This is a genomic window from Paraburkholderia sp. HD33-4, from assembly GCF_021390635.1.
Taxonomy (GTDB): Bacteria; Pseudomonadota; Gammaproteobacteria; order Burkholderiales; family Burkholderiaceae; genus Paraburkholderia.
On sequence record NZ_JAJEJS010000002.1, the window covers coordinates 157,621 to 174,535 of the forward strand.

Annotated in this window: 15 protein-coding genes; 3 read left to right on the forward strand and 12 right to left on the reverse strand. The window is 63.1% G+C overall.

Annotated features, from left to right (window positions below; all coding sequences use genetic code 11):
* Nucleotides 1–61: 61 nt before the first annotated feature.
* Both L0U84_RS20615 and L0U84_RS20620 read left to right on the forward strand, forming a co-directional pair.
* Entirely contained in the window at nucleotides 62–934 is an 873-nt protein-coding gene (locus L0U84_RS20615) for an AraC family transcriptional regulator (protein ID WP_233852283.1), read from the forward strand.
* 382 nt (nucleotides 935–1,316) lie between these two features.
* Complete coding sequence (locus tag L0U84_RS20620; RefSeq protein WP_233856654.1) at nucleotides 1,317–2,681, forward strand: MFS transporter; 1,365 nt, start codon at nucleotides 1,317–1,319, stop codon at nucleotides 2,679–2,681.
* A 48-nt stretch (nucleotides 2,682–2,729) separates the two neighbouring features.
* Here L0U84_RS20620 and L0U84_RS20625 read toward each other — a convergent pair whose 3' ends face one another.
* The 3 genes from L0U84_RS20625 to L0U84_RS20635 all read right to left on the reverse strand — a co-directional run bounded on the left by L0U84_RS20625 (nucleotide 2,730) and on the right by L0U84_RS20635 (nucleotide 5,894).
* Nucleotides 2,730–3,563 carry an AraC family transcriptional regulator gene (locus L0U84_RS20625; RefSeq protein WP_233852284.1) on the reverse strand — a complete coding sequence of 278 codons (834 nt, stop codon included), beginning with the start codon at nucleotides 3,561–3,563 and terminating at the stop codon, nucleotides 2,730–2,732.
* Nucleotides 3,564–3,608: 45 nt separating this feature from the next.
* Nucleotides 3,609–5,102, reverse strand: a complete 1,494-nt coding sequence (locus L0U84_RS20630) for a DHA2 family efflux MFS transporter permease subunit (RefSeq protein ID WP_233852286.1) — start codon at nucleotides 5,100–5,102, stop codon at nucleotides 3,609–3,611.
* Between the two features lie 114 nt (nucleotides 5,103–5,216).
* A complete protein-coding gene (locus L0U84_RS20635; RefSeq protein ID WP_233852288.1) occupies nucleotides 5,217–5,894 on the reverse strand; it encodes a glutathione S-transferase family protein in 678 nt (225 codons plus the stop codon).
* 269 nt (nucleotides 5,895–6,163) lie between these two features.
* Here L0U84_RS20635 and L0U84_RS20640 point away from each other — a divergent pair, with 269 nt between their 5' ends.
* Complete coding sequence (locus tag L0U84_RS20640; RefSeq protein WP_233852289.1) at nucleotides 6,164–6,982, forward strand: hypothetical protein; 819 nt, start codon at nucleotides 6,164–6,166, stop codon at nucleotides 6,980–6,982.
* 75 nt (nucleotides 6,983–7,057) lie between these two features.
* Here the strand turns inward: L0U84_RS20640 and L0U84_RS20645 are convergent, their stop codons facing one another.
* The 9 genes from L0U84_RS20645 to L0U84_RS20685 all read right to left on the reverse strand — a co-directional run bounded on the left by L0U84_RS20645 (nucleotide 7,058) and on the right by L0U84_RS20685 (nucleotide 16,661).
* Nucleotides 7,058–8,281: a dienelactone hydrolase family protein gene (locus L0U84_RS20645; protein ID WP_233852290.1), complete on the reverse strand. Its 1,224-nt coding sequence runs from the start codon at nucleotides 8,279–8,281 to the stop codon at nucleotides 7,058–7,060.
* Nucleotides 8,282–8,314: 33 nt separating this feature from the next.
* Entirely contained in the window at nucleotides 8,315–9,955 is a 1,641-nt protein-coding gene (locus L0U84_RS20650; protein ID WP_233852292.1) for an AMP-binding protein, read from the reverse strand.
* Nucleotides 9,956–10,039: 84 nt separating this feature from the next.
* Nucleotides 10,040–10,435, reverse strand: a complete 396-nt coding sequence (locus tag L0U84_RS20655) for a RidA family protein (protein ID WP_233852293.1) — start codon at nucleotides 10,433–10,435, stop codon at nucleotides 10,040–10,042.
* A complete protein-coding gene (locus L0U84_RS20660; RefSeq protein ID WP_233852295.1) occupies nucleotides 10,432–10,875 on the reverse strand; it encodes an acyl-CoA thioesterase in 444 nt (147 codons plus the stop codon). The genes L0U84_RS20655 and L0U84_RS20660 overlap by 4 nt, the downstream gene beginning before the upstream one ends.
* On the reverse strand, nucleotides 10,872–12,083 hold the full coding sequence (locus L0U84_RS20665) for an acyl-CoA dehydrogenase family protein (RefSeq protein WP_233852296.1): 1,212 nt from the start codon (nucleotides 12,081–12,083) through the stop codon (nucleotides 10,872–10,874). The genes L0U84_RS20660 and L0U84_RS20665 overlap by 4 nt, the downstream gene beginning before the upstream one ends.
* A gap of 1 nt (nucleotide 12,084) precedes the next feature.
* Entirely contained in the window at nucleotides 12,085–12,936 is an 852-nt protein-coding gene (locus L0U84_RS20670; protein ID WP_233852297.1) for an enoyl-CoA hydratase family protein, read from the reverse strand.
* Between the two features lie 19 nt (nucleotides 12,937–12,955).
* On the reverse strand, nucleotides 12,956–13,510 hold the full coding sequence (locus L0U84_RS20675) for a MarR family winged helix-turn-helix transcriptional regulator (protein WP_233852298.1): 555 nt from the start codon (nucleotides 13,508–13,510) through the stop codon (nucleotides 12,956–12,958).
* Complete coding sequence (locus tag L0U84_RS20680; RefSeq protein WP_233852301.1) at nucleotides 13,507–14,280, reverse strand: SDR family NAD(P)-dependent oxidoreductase; 774 nt, start codon at nucleotides 14,278–14,280, stop codon at nucleotides 13,507–13,509. Before L0U84_RS20680 ends, L0U84_RS20675 begins: the two co-directional genes overlap by 4 nt.
* Nucleotides 14,277–16,661: a bifunctional salicylyl-CoA 5-hydroxylase/oxidoreductase gene (locus L0U84_RS20685; protein WP_233852302.1), complete on the reverse strand. Its 2,385-nt coding sequence runs from the start codon at nucleotides 16,659–16,661 to the stop codon at nucleotides 14,277–14,279. The genes L0U84_RS20680 and L0U84_RS20685 overlap by 4 nt, the downstream gene beginning before the upstream one ends.
* Nucleotides 16,662–16,915 lie beyond the last annotated feature (254 nt).

Sequence of the window (16,915 nt, forward strand, 5' to 3'; positions counted from 1 at the left end):
CGGCTAGGTAAGATGTGCCCAACCTCGGCGACCATATAGGAACTCGCACGATATCCAGACCATGCTAGCTCACACAGACGCCACCGCTGCCTACACGAAGCGCTTTGAAGCCGTTCTCGCCTATATCGACGCAAACCTCGACGGCGATCTGTCGGTCGACGCGCTAAGCCGCATCGCGAACTTCTCGATGTTCCATTTTCATCGACAGTTTGCCGCGTATGTCGGCGTGCCGGTCGCACGCTACGTGCAATTGATGCGCTTGCGGCGCGCGGCTCGCCGTCTCGCGTCGCGGGCGCCGTGCTCGGTTCTCGATGCCGCGCTCGACGCGGGCTTCGACAGTCCCGAAGCCTTCAGTCGCGCGTTCAAGCGTGTGTTCGGCATGACGCCGAGCGCGTTTCGACGGCATCCGGCATGGCACTTCTGGAGTGCGAGTTTTATCGTCCCCTATCTTTCGAGGAAACTGACCATGCAAGTGAAAATCGTCGATTTTGCGGAAACTCGCGTTGCCGCGCTCGAGCATCGTGGTTCACCTGGACTCGTCAATCAGAGTGCGCGCAAGTTCATCGATTGGCGTATTCAAAGCGGACAATCGCCGGTGGCGTCGAGCAGGACCTTCGGCATTCCGCACGGCAATCCGGACACGCTGCCACCAGAAGATTTCCGCTTCGATATCTGCGGAGAGATCGACGAACCGGTCGCGCCGAATGATTGCGGCGTGCGCGAACTGCTGATTCCGGGCGGACGGTGCGCGGTGGTTCGGCACACCGGATCGACCGATCACATCGGCGAGACGATCTACCCGATCTATCGCGACTGGCTGCCTTCGAGCGGAGAAGAGTTGCGGGATCAGCCGCTGTTTTTCCACTACCTGAGCGTCTATCCTGAGACGCCGCTGGATCAGTGGCAGACGGATATCTACATTCCATTGGTGTAATTCGGGTTGGGGTGTGACGAGCATGCGAGATGCCTGCCAACGCGAAGCAAGTCGCTCCCCATTCTCTGCGAGAGCTAATGTCCGAAACCACAGTTCGTTCGAACTCCGATTCAATTCTGACATCGGTATCAATTGCATTGAGGCGATGATTGCCGAATTGCTCATTCGGGAAAAAATGCAATTGCGAAATGTATCTTTCGAATAGGACGCCGATCTCTGCGAATAGTGCATCGAATACGGGTTTTTATCGATCCAGGCTCCAGGCCATGACAGTAGCCGCAAAGGCGGTTCCGCTTTGCGCACCTCGCGTCATTACCGGAACCACCGAATACACCCACATGTCAATAAAAGATGTCACCCTTCCATTTTGGGGAGATATCAAATGGCTGCCACGCAATCTGGGGCGATGCCCCTCTCCGATGAGGAGGCTCGGCGCCAGTTGCGCCGCGCTGTCATCGCCAGCACGATCGGTACCACGATCGAATGGTATGACTTCTTCCTGTATAGCACCGTCACAGGTCTGGTATTCGCGAAGCTGTTTTTTCCTGAATCGGACCCGCTCGTCGGCACACTGCAGGCTTTTCTAATTTACGCTGTCGGCTTTATCGCGCGACCGGTGGGCGCAGCGATTTTCGGCCACTACGGCGATCGCATCGGACGTAAAGCCACGTTAATCGTGACGCTATTGCTGATGGGAGTCGCGACGTTTGCGGTGGGCTTTGTTCCCACCTACGCGACGATCGGCATCTGGGGGGCAATTGCGCTCACGGTGCTGCGCTTCATTCAGGGTGTGGGCGTTGGAGGGGAGTGGGGCGGGTCGGTGTTGATGTCGATGGAATGGGCACGCACCAACAAACATCGCGGTTTCGTCGCGTCCTGGCCGCAGTTCGGCGTACCTGCCGGATTGTTCCTTGCGAATCTGGTGGTGTTGGCCACCAGCCAGATCTCCGGCAGCGCGTTTCTCACGTGGGGCTGGCGGGTGCCGTTTTTCCTCAGTATCGCGCTGGTCGCGATCGGCCTTTATATCCGCTTGAGCATCCTCGAGACGCCGATCTTCGCGAAGCTTCTCGCCGAGCACAGGATCGAAAAGGCGCCGATGCGCGAAGTATTGCGCCGGCAGCCGAAAGACATTCTTCTGTCGGCTCTTGCGCGCATGGCGGAGCAGGCGCCTTTCTATATTTTCACGGCCTTTATATTCACCTATGGTGTGATGAATCTGGGCGTCACGCGCGATCTGTTGCTCACGGCGGTGCTGGCCGCTTCGGTGCTGGAATTCGTCACGATTCCGCTGTTCGGCCACGTGTCCGATCTGATCGGACGTCGACGCATGTACGTGATCGGTGCCGCTGCTGTCGGGCTATTCGGCTTCCTGTACTTCTTCATGGTCGGAACCCGTAACCCGTTATGGATCTTCGCGGCCATCGTGGTTTCGCTGGTGCCGCACGCAATGATGTATGGTCCGCAGGCCGCGTTGATCGCCGAATCGTTCACCGGGCGCTTGCGCTACAGCGGCGCGTCGATGGGTTACCAGTTGGCTTCCGTGATCGCTGGCGGCCCGGCACCGTTGATTGCGACCGCGCTCTATGCTTACTTCCATTCGGGATTTGCGGTGGCGTGGTACGTGTTCGGGTGCGCGGTGATCAGTGTGGCCGCGGCCATGCGATTGGGCGATTACACAAATAAAGACATTTCGCAGGAATACGACGACGTGCATGCGTTGCATGCCCACGGACATGCCACTCCTTGATCGATCAGGCGGATGGCCGGCCATAGCGGCCATCCGCCGAATCAACCATTAACTTTTCAGCGGCAACCAGACTTCGACTCCGCCCATCCCCGTCAGGGGATCGAACTGCTCGCCATAGCGTTCGAAATGCGGCGCATCGGCAGGCACGTGCCCTGAGGCGGGCAACCACTGATTCCAGATCGTATTCATCGTGCGACGAATGCCCGAGATATGCTCGCGATGACTGAACACCGCATAGCGTTGCGCGGCGATGCGCACACGACTCAACTCTGGCGGCAACGCGGAAAAATCGCTGACTTCGACGCCGCACATGTAGTCGAAGTTACCCAGTTCATCGGCGTTATAGCCAACGCCATAAGCCACCTTGCCGACCTGTCCCGGCACCCTGCCGTACCAGGCGCCAAAGCGCTGCCATTGGGATGGAATCGCCTTGCTGCTGTCGCACGTATAGCGCTCGCTCAGTCCAGCGATGAGAAACGGCTTGCCGTCTTCGAAGCGCGGCGGTTCCAGATGGGTCAGAAGGGTTTCGTCCATTTTGATCGGCTCCACGATGCTCAGGTTGTCGAGATGACCCCGCGCGCGCAGAGCGTCGGGTGTGAGCCCGAACTGTTCGCGAAACGCGCGCGTGAATGCTTCGTGAGAGCCGTAGCCGGCGTCGATGGCGACCGCGAGGATGTCGGGTGCACCATCGGCGAGACGTCGTGCTGCCTCGCTCAAACGCCGTGCGCGAACGTAGCGCATCACCGGCATTCCGGTGGCCGCTTCGAACGCGCGCGCGAGGTGAAAGCGCGATACGCAGCCGCAGCGGGCGATGTCATCGAGCGTCACCTCGCCGGCGAAGTGACTTTCAATATACCAGAGCGCTTTTCCAACCGGGTTCATCTCGGCTCTCATGTCAGCATGAAGCCAGCATAGTGGGCGGCGAACTCACGCATTTGATCGCGCTTGCGGTTTTGCAGTCGCGGCGGAGGGCGCAGCCGAATCCGCCACGTCACCATGCACGCTCGCAGCGCCACCCGCCTGCCCTGGTCTCAACAACGCCCCACCCAGCACGCCGGCCGTCGCCGCAAAAACCGCCCCGAACAGAAACGCGGCGTGATACCCGCTGTTCAGCGCAATCGCCGCGCTCGACGACGTCAGCATCGTCTCGGTACGCGCCGCGGCGACACTCGCGAGCACCGCGAGCCCGAGCGCCCCACCCATCATGAACGACGTATTGACGATGCCGGAGGCGAGGCCCGAATCGGCGGGATCGACGTCGCTCATCGCGGCGAGCAGCAGCGGATTGAAGGCGATGCCGGCACCGAAGCCGAGCAGGATCATGCCGGGCAGCACGTCCGGCACGAAGCTGCCGTCGACGGGTGCAAGCGCAAACAGCGCAAGCCCGCATGCGGCGATCAGCAGGCCCGCGGCGAGCGGCCCGCGCAGCCCGAAGCGCATCACCACGCGCGCCGACACGCCCAGCGAAAAGAGTCCCATGATCAGGTTCGCGGGCAGAAACGCGAGCCCGACCTGCAACGGGCGATAGCCGAGCACGCGCTGCAGATACAGCGCCGAAATAAAGAACCATGCGAACATCGCCGCCGCCCACAACACGCCGACCACGTTCGCGGTCGCGACATTGCGCAAGCGCAGCAGACCGAGCGGCATCAACGGATGCTCGACTCGCGCCTCGATCATGAGGAACGTGGCAAGCAGCGAGAGCGCGATGAGCAGCAGGCCGAGCGTTTGCTCCGAGATCCAGCCCGCTTCGTTGCCGTTGACGATCGCATAGACCGCGAGCATCAGCGATGCGGTCACGCTGAGCGCACCGGCCACGTCGAGCCGTTCGCCGTGGGCGTGCCCGCGTGCGGCGGGCAGTAGCGCGAGACACAGCGCGTACACCGCAATGCCGATCGGTAGATTGACCAGAAAGATCCAGTGCCAGCTCAGCAGGTTGGTGAGCAGTCCGCCGAGCAGCACGCCGATGCTGCCTCCGCCCGCGCAGACGAAGCCATACACACCCATCGCCTTTGCGCGTTCGCCGGGTTCCGTGAACAGATTCATGATCAGCGACAACGATACCGCCGAGACGATCGCACCGCCCAGGCCTTGCACGGCGCGCGCTGCGACCAGCAGCACCTGCGAATTCGCGAGGCCGCAGGCGAGCGAAGCGAGCGTGAACAGCGTAATGCCGCACAGGAACAGCTTGCGGTGTCCGTACAGATCGCCAAGCCGTCCACCGAGCAGCAGACAGCCGCCGAACGTCAGCATGTAGGCATTGACGACCCATACCAGCGAGGTTTCGCCAAAGCCGAGATCGGCGGCGATGGACGGCAGCGCGACGTTCACGATGGTCGTGTCGAGCACGATCATCAACACGCCGAGGCAGAGCACGATCAGCGCGAGCCAACGTTGTCTGCCGTGGAGGGAATGGGTCATGCGGGTGCCCCTTTGCGCGGATTCTGTCGATTGCCGACGATGGGCTTTCGAGTCTAGCACCGGCACATTTCGCGTCCAACTACGAAATCCTGGGCGGCGGCGCGCCGTCCCGCGTCAGTCGCCGCCGAGAATGTCGTACTTGCCGCCGCGTTCGAGCGCGCGCTGATACGCGGGCCGCGCGTGGATGCGCCGCAAGAACGCGCCTATCGCGGTCAATTGCGCGGCCACGGCGCCGCGCGCGGTGGCGGCTTCGAGGGGGAAGCTCATTTGCACGTCGGCGGCGGTGAAGTCGTTGCCGGCGAACCAGCCGGTTGCGCCGAGTTCGCTGTCGATATAGCCGAGATGCAGTCGCAATTGCGGATCGACGAAGTTCGCCTGCAAGCTCGTCGCGATCTTGCGCGCAATCGGTTTCGCGAAGAACGGCATCCGCGCACCGCCGATGCGTCGCGCGATGAGCTTGAGCAGCAGCGGCGGCATCGCGGAGCCTTCCGCGTAGTGCAGCCAGTACGTATAGCGTAGCCGCTCCGGCGTGCCCGGCGGCGGTGCGAAACGCCCCGCGCCGTACCTGTCGACGAGGTACTCGATGATTGCGCCCGACTCGGCGATCGTGAGGCCATCGTCGGTGATGACCGGTGACTTGCCGAGCGGATGGACCGCGCGTAGTTCGGGCGGCGCGAGCATCGTGTTTGGATCGCGCTCGTAACGCTTGACCTCGTACGGCACGCCGAGTTCTTCGAGTAGCCACAGCACGCGTTGCGAGCGGGAGTTGTTCAGATGATGGACGGTGAGCATGAGCGGCGCACGGTGATGGTTGGGAGCGTTACATGATAGGCGTGTCGTGTCGAGGCGGGCTTCTAGTCGATGCCCCTATACACGAAGAACGGCTATCGAATCGTCTTGCGTAAGGCAAAGAAATGCTTCGGAACCCGAAGTGGCGGTGCAAGCTTGAATTCGGCAATTCGATCGCAGAAACAGAAAGCAACACCCGCTTTTTATTATCGTATGGCTCGATGTAACGCCGGGGTACGATTCGCGCCAACTTAGATCCGAGAGCTTGGCAAATGAATAAACGAGTCGGTCTTTCGCTGGTGTCGTTGGTGTCGCTGGTGTCGTTGGGGATTGCCTCGACGTTGACGGGGTGCGGTGGCGGCGGAGACGGCGGCAGTTCCGCTGCCGCTGCGCCGGACAGCTTTGTCGGCGTCTTCAAGGGCACGACGGCGGATTCGCGCACGTTCGTGTCGATGGTGCTCAACGATGGCACCTTCTACGACTTCTACAGCGGCGTCCCAACGACCACCGCGACGACGAACCCGGTTGGCGGTGTGATGATTGGTAAGGGAAGCGGCTCAGGCGGCAGTTTCTCGTCGTCGAGCGTCTACGACTACCAGGTGACGACGACCGGCTTGAGCACCGGCGTAGCGGCCAGCACGCTGTCGGCGAGTTATTCGACGTATGTATCGATGTCGGGGACCGTTACGCACAACAGTGGCGGCGCGTCGAATACGTTTTCGTCGACGTACAACAGCGCGTTGTCCACGGCCACCCCTTCGCTGACAACGGTCGCCGGCATCTATTCCGGCACGGTAGGGACGACCGCGGGCGGTACGGAAGACCTCTCGCTGATTATTCTGCCGGCCGGCACGGTGACGGGTGAAAGCGCGAGTGGCTGTTTCTTCTCGGGCACGGTCAAGACGCATGCGACGAACAACGCGTATGACCTCAGCATCACGTTTGCGGCAACGACGTGTACTTATAGCGGCATCGCCATGACGGGAATGGCGCTTTACGATTCCACCGACTCGACGCTTTATGGAGCGACCTCAAAGGTCGATCAAACCGCTGGGATTGTTTTCGTGGTGAAGAAGACGTCGACGTCCTGAGCGGCCACGGTCTTGCGCCACGAACATCTTCGACGGCCCGGTATTCCACTTCGAGCCGTCGAAGACATTGCACCGTCAAACCTTCGACCTATCCCCCATCAACCCATTCGACGGCAACGTCTCATCGAGCAACTTCCTCACACTTTCGATCCCCGCCACCGGCAAGCCTTCGGGATTGAGCAGCCCCACCTGCACGAGCACCGAAGCCTGATCCCAGTAGATGTGCTCGTTGTACAGCTTGTCGCCGCGGAAGCACACGACGGCGAGCATCGGCACCTCGAAGTACTTTCCGGTCGGCGCGACGCCCGGCAGCAGCCAGTCGATCTCGCAGCTATGTGTGCAGCTGAAAATGAATTCGTCGACGACGCGGTCGGAGCCGATCGTGCGCGAAATCGGTATCAGTTTGGTGTCGGGCGGATTCGAGTTGACGAAATGATGTGTGTAAAAGCGCTTCAGCTTGTCGTGCCCGACGCCGCCCGTCATCGTCGGCACGTGATTGACGTAGGGCTCGGCGACCATCGTCGGCATCACCGCGTCGACGTCGCGGGTCGCGAACTCGTGATAGCAATGCGCTTCCCACAGCGCGTTCAGGTCGTAGACCGGACCGAGCACCTTGCGCAGCAGCGCGAGCGTGCGCGAGACCGCCATCATCGCGGCGGGCTTGTCGTATTGCTTGCGCTGCGGCGCGGCGAACGCGTGATCGCGGCCGGGGTAGACGTATTGCTCGATTTGCGGCCGCGTGCGCAGTGCGGCGCCGATGCGCTCGCGCGTTTCAGGCGGGCAGTGCGCGTCGTTTTCAGGGAAGTGGAGCACCATCGGGCAGCGGATTGCCGATACTTCGTCGAGATGCGCTTCGAGGCCCACGCCGTAGTAGCTGACTGCGCAATCGACGCCGGTGCGCGCCGCGCTCAGAAACGCGAGCTTGCCGCCGAGGCAGTAGCCCACCACGCCTACCTTGCCCGCCTGCTCGGGCAATTCGCGCAATGTAGCGATCGTCGCGGCGATGTCCTTGACCGCGACATCGGCGTCGAACTGCCCCAGATAGCCGAGCGCCTCTTTCATGTCGGCGTCGCCGTAGCCGAGCGAGATGCCGGGCTCGATGCGCCAGAACAGATCGGGCACCAGCACGACGTAGCCTTCTTCGGCGTAGCGATCGGCGGTCGCTTTCATCGAGTCGTTGACGCCGAAGATTTCCTGCAGCAGCACGAGCCCCGGGCCCGAGCCCTGCGCGGGCCGCGCGACGTAAGCGTTGAAACGGCCGCCATCGTGGGCGACGACTTCGATGAAAGAGCCGGCCATGCAGTCTGCCTCCAGTCTTACGAAAGATAGGGGTTACGTCATCATGCGCAACTCGAAACGTTTGAGCTTGCCGGTTTCGGTGCGCGGCAGCGCACCGACGAACGTGACGACGCGGGGATATTTATAAGGCGCGACGTTATTCTTAACGAAATCCTGCAGTTGCGCGACCAGTTTATCGTCGGCCGTGTAGCCGGGGTTCACCACCACGAAAGCCCGCACGATCTGCCCACGCGTTTCGTCGGCCACGCCGATCACGCCGCATTCGGCCACCGCCTCGTGCTGCATCAGCACGCTTTCCACTTCGGGACCGGAGATGTTGTAGCCGGCCGACACGATCATGTCGTCGGCGCGCGCCTGGTAGAACACGTAGCCGTCCGCGTCGAGATAGACCGAATCGCCCGGCAGGTTCCAGCCGTCGCGCACGAAGCGCTGCTGTCGTTCGTCGGCCAGATAGCGGCAGCCGGTCGGGCCGCGCACCGCGAGTTTGCCGATGGTGCCGGGCGGCACGGGTTGCATGTCGTCGTCGACGGCTTGCACGACGTAGCCCGGCACTGCGCGGCCGATCGCGTTCGGCCGGAGCTCCGCGCCTTGCGACGAAATGAAGATGTGGATCAACTCGGTGCTGCCGATGCCGTCGATCATGTCGATGCCGGTCGCTTCGCGCCACTGACGCCGCGTCGAATCGGGCAGCGCCTCGCCGGCCGACACGGTCTTCTTCAGCGACGACAAGTCATGTTGCGCGACGAGCGGCGCCATCTGCCGATAGAACGTCGGCGCGGTGAACATCACGGTCGCATGAAAACGCTCGACCACCTGGAGCAAGCTCTGCGGCGTGAGCTTCTCGACGAGCACCGTCGACGCACCGACGCGCAGCGGAAAGCACAGCAGCCCGCCGAGCCCGAACGTGAACGCGAGCGGCGGCGTACCGCAGAAGATGTCGCTCGAGGTGGGCTTCAGCACGTGACGCGGGAACAGATCGCACATCGCGATCATGTCGCGATGGAAATGCATGCAGCCTTTCGGCGCACCGGTCGTGCCGCTCGTGAACGCGATCAGGCAGACGTCGTCGGCGGCGGTGTCGCATGCGGTGAAGTGCTCGGGCTTGTTGACGGCGAGCGTTTCGAGCGAATCGGAGGAGTCGTCGTGAAAGCGGCGCGTTTGTTTCAGCACCGCGCAGTAGAGCTCGTCCCGCGGGTTCGTGCAACGCTCGAGTTCCGCGGTCAGCCGCGCGTCGCAAAGCGCGGCGCTGACCTGCGCTTTATCGATGATCTGCTTGAGCTCCTTCGCGCGCAGCAGCGGCATGGTCGGCACGACGACGAGCCCGGCCTTCAGCGCCGCGAGTGCGGCGACGGCCATCTGCAACGTGTTCGGCCCGCGCAGCAGCACGCGGTTGCCGGGGCGCAAGCCCATTTCATCGACGAGCACATGCGCGCTGCGGTTGACCAGCGCGAGCAGTTCACCGTACGTGGTTGCTTGCGGCTTGCCGTCCACGTCGGACCAGATCGCCGGCCGGTCGCGATGTCCCGCCTCGATGGTCCGCTCCAGCAGTTCGGTCGCGCAGTTCAGCCGTGGTGGATAGGCAACGTCCGGATTGTCGAGCAGAAAGACGGGCCATTGATCCTGCGGCGGAAGATTGTCGCGCGCGAAAGTATCGACGTGTGCTGACGGTTCCATCATGGTCTCCCGGGGCGATGAGCCGGAACATGCGCTTCGTACTGTGTGAGGGACTTGCGTGTGGGTTTGGTGCCTGTACGACGTTCAGTGGGGAATCACCGCAGTGGCTTCGATCTCGACCTTCGCGCGGTCCTCCATCAGCGCGACGACCTGCACCGCGCTCATCGCGATGTCGTAGTCGCCGATCAGCTCGCGAAACGCGCGGCCGATGTCCTTCAGCGACGCGAGGTATTCGCGCTTGTCGGTCACGTACCACGTGAGGCGCACCAGGTGTTCGGGCTTGCCGCCCGCTTCGCGCAGCACGGCGAGCAGATTTTTCAGCGCCTGCTCGGATTGCTCCGCGAAGTCGTCGGTATGGAACTGCGCCTGTTCGTCCCAGCCGATCTGGCCGGCGATGAACACCTGCGTGCCGGTCGCCGCGACGCCGTTCGCATAGCCGCGTGGTTTGACCCAGCCGGCGGGAAGGAGAGCTTTTTTCATCTGCGATCAGCCTCGATGGAGGAGGACGATGGGGCATACGCCGCGAGCGCGCTCGCGATGTCGCGAGGAATATCGATCGATTTGCCGCTGTTGAACGACATGAACACCAGCACCTGTGTCGAGCGAAAGCGCGTTTCGCCGTTGCAATGACCGTGAATCTCGATGCCGAGCGAACTGCGGCCGATGGTGCGCACCTCGAGCGTGAGGAGGATCGTTTCGCCCATGCGGCTCGGCCGCGAGAACTCGCAGTCGAGTTTGACGGTCGGCAGGCCGACGCGGCGCTGCGCGATCATGTGCGCGTAGTCGATGCGCAGGCCCTCGTTGAACCAGTCTTCGACCAGCACGTTGGTCATCACGAGGTACTGCGGAAAATAAACGATGCCCGCGGGATCGCAGTGCGAGAAGCGGATGCGTACGGGCCGCTCGAATGACTGGCTCATTGCGCGTTCCCATTGGCGGGGGCATGCGCCTTCAACAGATCGCGGCCGACGATCAACTGCTGCACCTCGGTCGCGCCTTCGTAGATGCGCAGCGCGCGGATTTCGCGGTACAGCGTTTCGACCGCGGTGCCGCTTTGCACACCCATGCCGCCGTAAAGCTGCACGGCCGCGTCGATCACCTGCTGCGCGCCTTCGCTCGCGTGCCATTTCGCCATCGCCGCTTCGCGCGTGACGCTTTCGCCCTGGTCGCGCAGCCACGCGGCGCGATAGACGAGCAGCGCGCTGCTGTCGATCGTCAGCGCCATCTGTGCGAGCTTCGCCTGCGTCAACTGGAAGTCGCCGAGCGTCTGGCCGAACATTCTGCGCGACGCCGCGCGCGCAAGACCCTCGGCCATCGCATGACGCGCGAAGCCGAGCGATGCGGCCGCCACCGACGTGCGGAAAATATCGAGCGTGCGCATCGCGATCTTGAAGCCTTCGCCGGGCGCGCCGAGCATCTGGCTCTTCAGCACGCGCGCGTTCGCGAAGCGCAGGCGCGCGAGCGGATGCGGCGCGATCACTTCGATGCGCTCGGCGATCTCGAGCCCCGGCGTTTGCGCATCCACGATGAACGCGCTGATGCCGCGCGCTCCCGGTGCTTCGCCGGTGCGCGCGAACACCACGTAGAAGTCCGCGATGCCGCCGTTCGAAATCCACGTCTTCTCGCCGTCGAGCACGTAGTAGTCGCCATCTTCGCGCGCGGCCAGCGCCATCGCCGCGACGTCCGAGCCCGCCTGCGGCTCCGACAGCGCGAACGCGGCGATCGCCGTGCCGCTCGCGACGCGCGGCAGATAGCGCGACTTCTGCTCGTGCGTGCCCGCGAGCGAGATCGCGCCCGAGCCGAGCCCTTGCATCGCCAGTGCGAAATCGGCGAGGCCCGAATAGCGCGCCAGCGTTTCGCGCAGCAGGCACACGGCGCGTGTATCGATCGTGTCGCCGTGACCGCCGTACGCGACGCCGCCGACGCCGTATTTCAGCCAGCCGGCCTGGCCGAGTTCGCGCACCAGCAGACGACAGGTCGCATCGGTGTCGCCATGTTCCTCGTGCGTCAGATGCGCGCGGCACCATGCGTCGATGCCTGCCGCGAGTTCGCGATGACGCGGCTCGAAAAACGGCCACGCGAGCGGACTGTGCAAATCGATCGAGGTGTTCCGATGGTCGGCGCTCAACTCAGTCTCCTTCGAACACAGGACGCGTCTTTGCCGCGAACGCGTTGTACGCGCGCTCGAAATCGCGCGTGCCCATGCAGATCGCCTGCGCCTGCGCTTCGGATTCGATTGCTTCGTCGATGCTCATGCTCCATTCCTGGTGCAGCATCTTTTTCGTCATGCCGTGCGCGAAGCTCGGGCCGGACGCGAGATCGGCGGCGAGTTTCCGGGCTTCTTCGAGCAGCGCGGCCGGGTCGCACAGGCGGTTGTAAAAGCCCCAGGCGTGAGCTTCGTCGCCGCTTGCCGAGCGGCCGGTGAACAGCAACTCGGCGGCGCGTCCCTGGCCGATGATGCGCGGCAGCATCGCGCACGCGCCCATGTCGCAACCGGCGAGGCCGACGCGTGTGAACAGGAACGCGAGCTTGCTGCGCGCGGTGGCGAGGCGCAGGTCGGAGGCCATCGCGAGGATCGCGCCGGCGCCCGCGCAGACACCGTCGACGGCCGCGATGATCGGCTGCGGGCAATGGCGCATTGCCTTGACGAGGTCGCCGGTCATGCGCGTGAACAGCAACAGCTCGGGCATCGGCAGGTCGATCAGCGGCGCGATGATGTCGTGCACGTCGCCGCCCGAGCAGAAGTTTTCCCCCGCGCCGTGCAGCACGACGGCTTTCACGTCGGTCGCGTAGGCGAGGTCGCGGAACAGGTCGCGCAGCTCCGCATACGATTCGAAGGTCAGCGGGTTCTTGCGCTCGGGGCGGTTCAGCGTGATCGTCGCGACCTTGCCGGTCACCGACCAGCCGAAATGCTTCGCCTCGTAGCCTGCCAGGGTCAGGCGGTTGCCGGCCAACAACGCTTCGGCGGTGGATCGTGTCATGTATTTCTCCAGTGCGAAGTCAGCTCTTCAGGCTGTCGAGCAGATGCTGTTTGAGCTTGCCGAGGTCCTGATGGGTCTGCATCTTCTCGTCCAGGTTCAGGCCACCGAACATTTCGACGACCCATTGCTCGTGCGCGACGGCCATACTGTCGAACGCCTTGCGGCCAGCGGGTGTCAGGCACACGCTGATCGAGCGGCGGTCGTTCGGATCGGTATCGCGCGCGACGAGCCCTTCTTTTTCGAGCTGATCGGTGATGCCGGTGACGTTGCCGCCCGTCACCATCATGCGGCGCGACAGTTCGGTCATCTTCAGGCCTTCGGGATGACGTTCAAGCTGCGCCATCAGGTCGAAACGCGGCAGCGTAGTGTCGAATTCGGTGCGCAGACGTTTGCGCAATTCGGCCTGCACGAGGTTGGTGGTGGTCAGCATGCGCAGCCACAGACGCAGGCCCATGTGGCTGTCCGCACCGGTGCTCATTTCGAGGTCCACGACGTTCTCCGCAGGTTGAGCGACGCCTTTGCGCGACGGCTTCGCATCGGATGCCGACTTCTTTGCTTGCGTTGATTTGCTCACATCACTTCTCCACCCGAAATGGAAATGGCTTGCCCCGTGATCGCATCCGAGCCAGGGCGGCACAGCCACAACACAGCGTTCGCGACCTGCTCCGGACTCACGAAGCGGCGCTGCGGATTCGAGCGCAGCAGCGTTTCGCGTGCTTGTTCTTCGGTGCGCGAGGTCTTGCTCGTGATCTGTTCGAGCGATGCATGCAGCAGCTCGGTTTCGGTGTAGCCGGGGCACACGGCATTGACGGTGATGCCGCGCGTCGCGGTTTCGAGCGCGAGCGAGCGCGTGAGACCGATTACGCCGTGCTTCGCGGCGCAATACGCGGCGACGTACGCATAGCCGATCTGTCCCGCGGTGCTCGCGACGTTGACGATGCGGCCATGGCCTCGCTCGAGCATGCCCGGCAGCACCGCTCGGGTGCCAAGGAACACGCCGGTCAGATTCACGTCGAGCATGCGTTGCCACAGCGCGATATCGGTGTGCGTGAATGGCGCGGCCTGCGCCTGGCCGGCGTTGTTGACGAGGATATCGACCGCGCCCGCCTGATCGAACGCGCGCGCCACCGAGTCCTCTTGCGTGACGTCCACGCTGATACACGCGACGTCGCCGAGCGCCGCGCATTGCTCGCGCTGCGCGTCGAGCCGTTGCGCGTTGCGGCCCATCAGCGTGACGCGCGCGCCGGCGCGCAGCAGCGCCTGCGCGATCGCCGCGCCGATGCCGCTGCCGCCGCCGGTGACGACCGCGTGTTGGCCGGCGAGAGAAGTGTCTGAGGGGTTCACACGGTTCCTTCGGCGCGTTGCGCGCGTTGTTGCGCCGTCAGGCCGGCGTTGGCGATGGCCTGCGCGCGCTCGCGTTCGAGGTTGCGTTCGAGTTGCATTTTCGCGGCGCTGTAGGGCTTCGGCCACGCGACGTCGAGATAGCCGATCCTGGCCGCTTCGTTCAAGGTCCACGACGGATTCGCGAGATGCGGACGCGCGATCGCGCACAGGTCTGCGCGACCCGCTGCAATGATGCTATTCACGTGGTCCGCTTCGGAAATCGCACCGACCGCGATGGTCGCGATGCCGGCTTCGTTGCGCACACGATCGGCGAACGGCGTCTGGAACATGCGGCCGAACACGGGCTTTTCTTCCTTGCTGACCTGACCTGACGACACGTCGATCATGTCCGCGCCGGCTGCCTTGAATGCTTGCGCGATCTTTACGGCATCGTCGGGCGTGTTGCCGCCTTCGACCCAATCGTGCGCGGAGATCCGCACCGAGATCGGCTTGTCTTGCGGCCAGACCGCGCGGATCGCGCTGAATACCTGCAGCGGATAACGCAGACGGTTTTCGAGCGAGCCACCGTATGCGTCGGTACGGTGATTCGTGAGCGGCGACAGGAAGCTCGACAGGAAATAGCCGTGCGCGCAGTGCAGTTCGAGCCAGTCGAAACCCGCTTCGATCGACATGCGCGTCGCCTCGACGAACTGCTGCTCGATGGCGCGCAACTCCTCATGCGAGGCTTCGCGCGAATGCTGGCTGACGCCGCGCAGATACTGCTGGGGCGACGCCGAAACGAGTGGCCAGTTGCCTTCGTCGAGCGGCTGATCGATACCTTCCCACGCGACGCGAGTCGAACCTTTCGCGCCGGAATGGCCGAGCTGGATGCCGATCTTCGCATCCGATTGCAGGTGCACCAGATCGACGATGCGTTTCCACGCGGCCAGATGCTCGGGCGCGTACATGCCGGGACATCCCGGCGTGATGCGGGCTTCGGGCGACACGCAGGTCATCTCCGTCATCACGAGCGCGGCGCCGCCCATGGCGCGCGCGCCGAGATGCATCAGGTGATAGTCGCCGGCCACGCCGTCTACCGCCGAGTACTGCGCCATCGGCGAGACCATCACGCGATTTTTCAGCGTGACGCCGCGCACCTTGAAGGGCGTGAACATGGGCGGAATCGAATGCCTGTCCGCCGCGCGCTCGACGCCCGCGCGCTTCGCGAGCCAGTCCTCGAAACCGGACAGATACTGCGAATCGCGCTCGCGCAGGTTCTCGTGCGAGATGCGCTGCGAGCGCGTGAGCAACGAATACGCGAACTGTTCCGGCTCGAACGACGTATAGCGGTCGACGTGCTCGAACCATTCGGTCGAATTGCGCGCGGCGTTCTGGATGCGCAGCACGTCGACGCTGCGCACTTCGGTGTAGTGCTTCAATGCGGCGGCCAGATCGTCCTGATGCTCACCCGGGTGCGCGCTGATGCTGTTTGCGAGTTCGATCGCGTCTTCGAGCGCGAGCTTGGTGCCCGAGCCGATCGAAAAGTGCGCGGTGTGCGCGGCGTCGCCCATCAGCACGATCGGCGTTCGTGTGCCGTTCGCATTGCCGCGCCAATGCACCCACTCCTTGTTGACGACGCGCGGAAAGCGGATCCATTGCGACGAGCCACGCAGATGCGACGCGTTCGACATCAGCGCGTTGCCGTCGAGGTACTTTGCGAACAGCTTCTCGCAAAACGCGATGCTGTCTTCCTTGCTCATTTCGTCGAGACCGGCGGCACGCCAGACGCGTTCCGGTGTTTCGACGATGAAGGTCGAGGTTTGATCGTCGAAGCGGTAAGCGTGCGCCTGGAACCAGCCGAATTCGGTTTCCTCGAACGCGAACGTGAACGCGTCGAACAGCTTCTTCGTGCCGAGCCACACGAAGCGGCAGTCGCGCATGTCGATGTCGGGCTGATAGGTGTGGGCGTATTTCTGGCGCACGACGCTGTTCAGGCCGTCGCTCGCGATGATCAGATCCGCGTCGTACGTGCTGTCGTCGACGACCTGAGTTTCGAACACGAGCCTCACGCCGAGTTCTTCGCAACGCGCTTGCAGGATATTCAGCAGACGTTTGCGACCGATGCCGCAAAAACCGTGGCCCGACGAGCGCACACTGCGGCCGCGAAAGTGAATCTCGATGTCGTCCCAGTGATTGAACGCGTCGAGAATCGCCTCGGCGCTCGGGGCGTCGGCGGCGCGCAGATTGCCGAGCGTCTGGTCGGAGAACACGACGCCCCAGCCGAAGGTGTCGTAGGGGCGATTGCGCTCGATCACCGTGACTTCATAGTCGGGGTTGCGTTTTTTCATCAACAGACTGAAGTACAAACCGGCCGGACCGCCGCCGATACAGACTATGCGCATGCTGGTTCCCCAAATAAGGACTCTGCTGTCAGATTAATTTAGGCTTTGATAGTTTAGATGTCAAGTAAATTTCGAAGGGCGCGTAGCAATTCGGACAGACCGTGATCCGAGAGAACAAAGTCCGTCACGCGCGTTTCACCACTTGTTCGCGGCAGCAAGCCATTCATGCTCAACCAGCCGAAACGCCGGAGACGCCCCTCAGCGCCTTCCGTCCGACATCTCCAACCAGGGTATACCCAATTCGCAAGTGGATT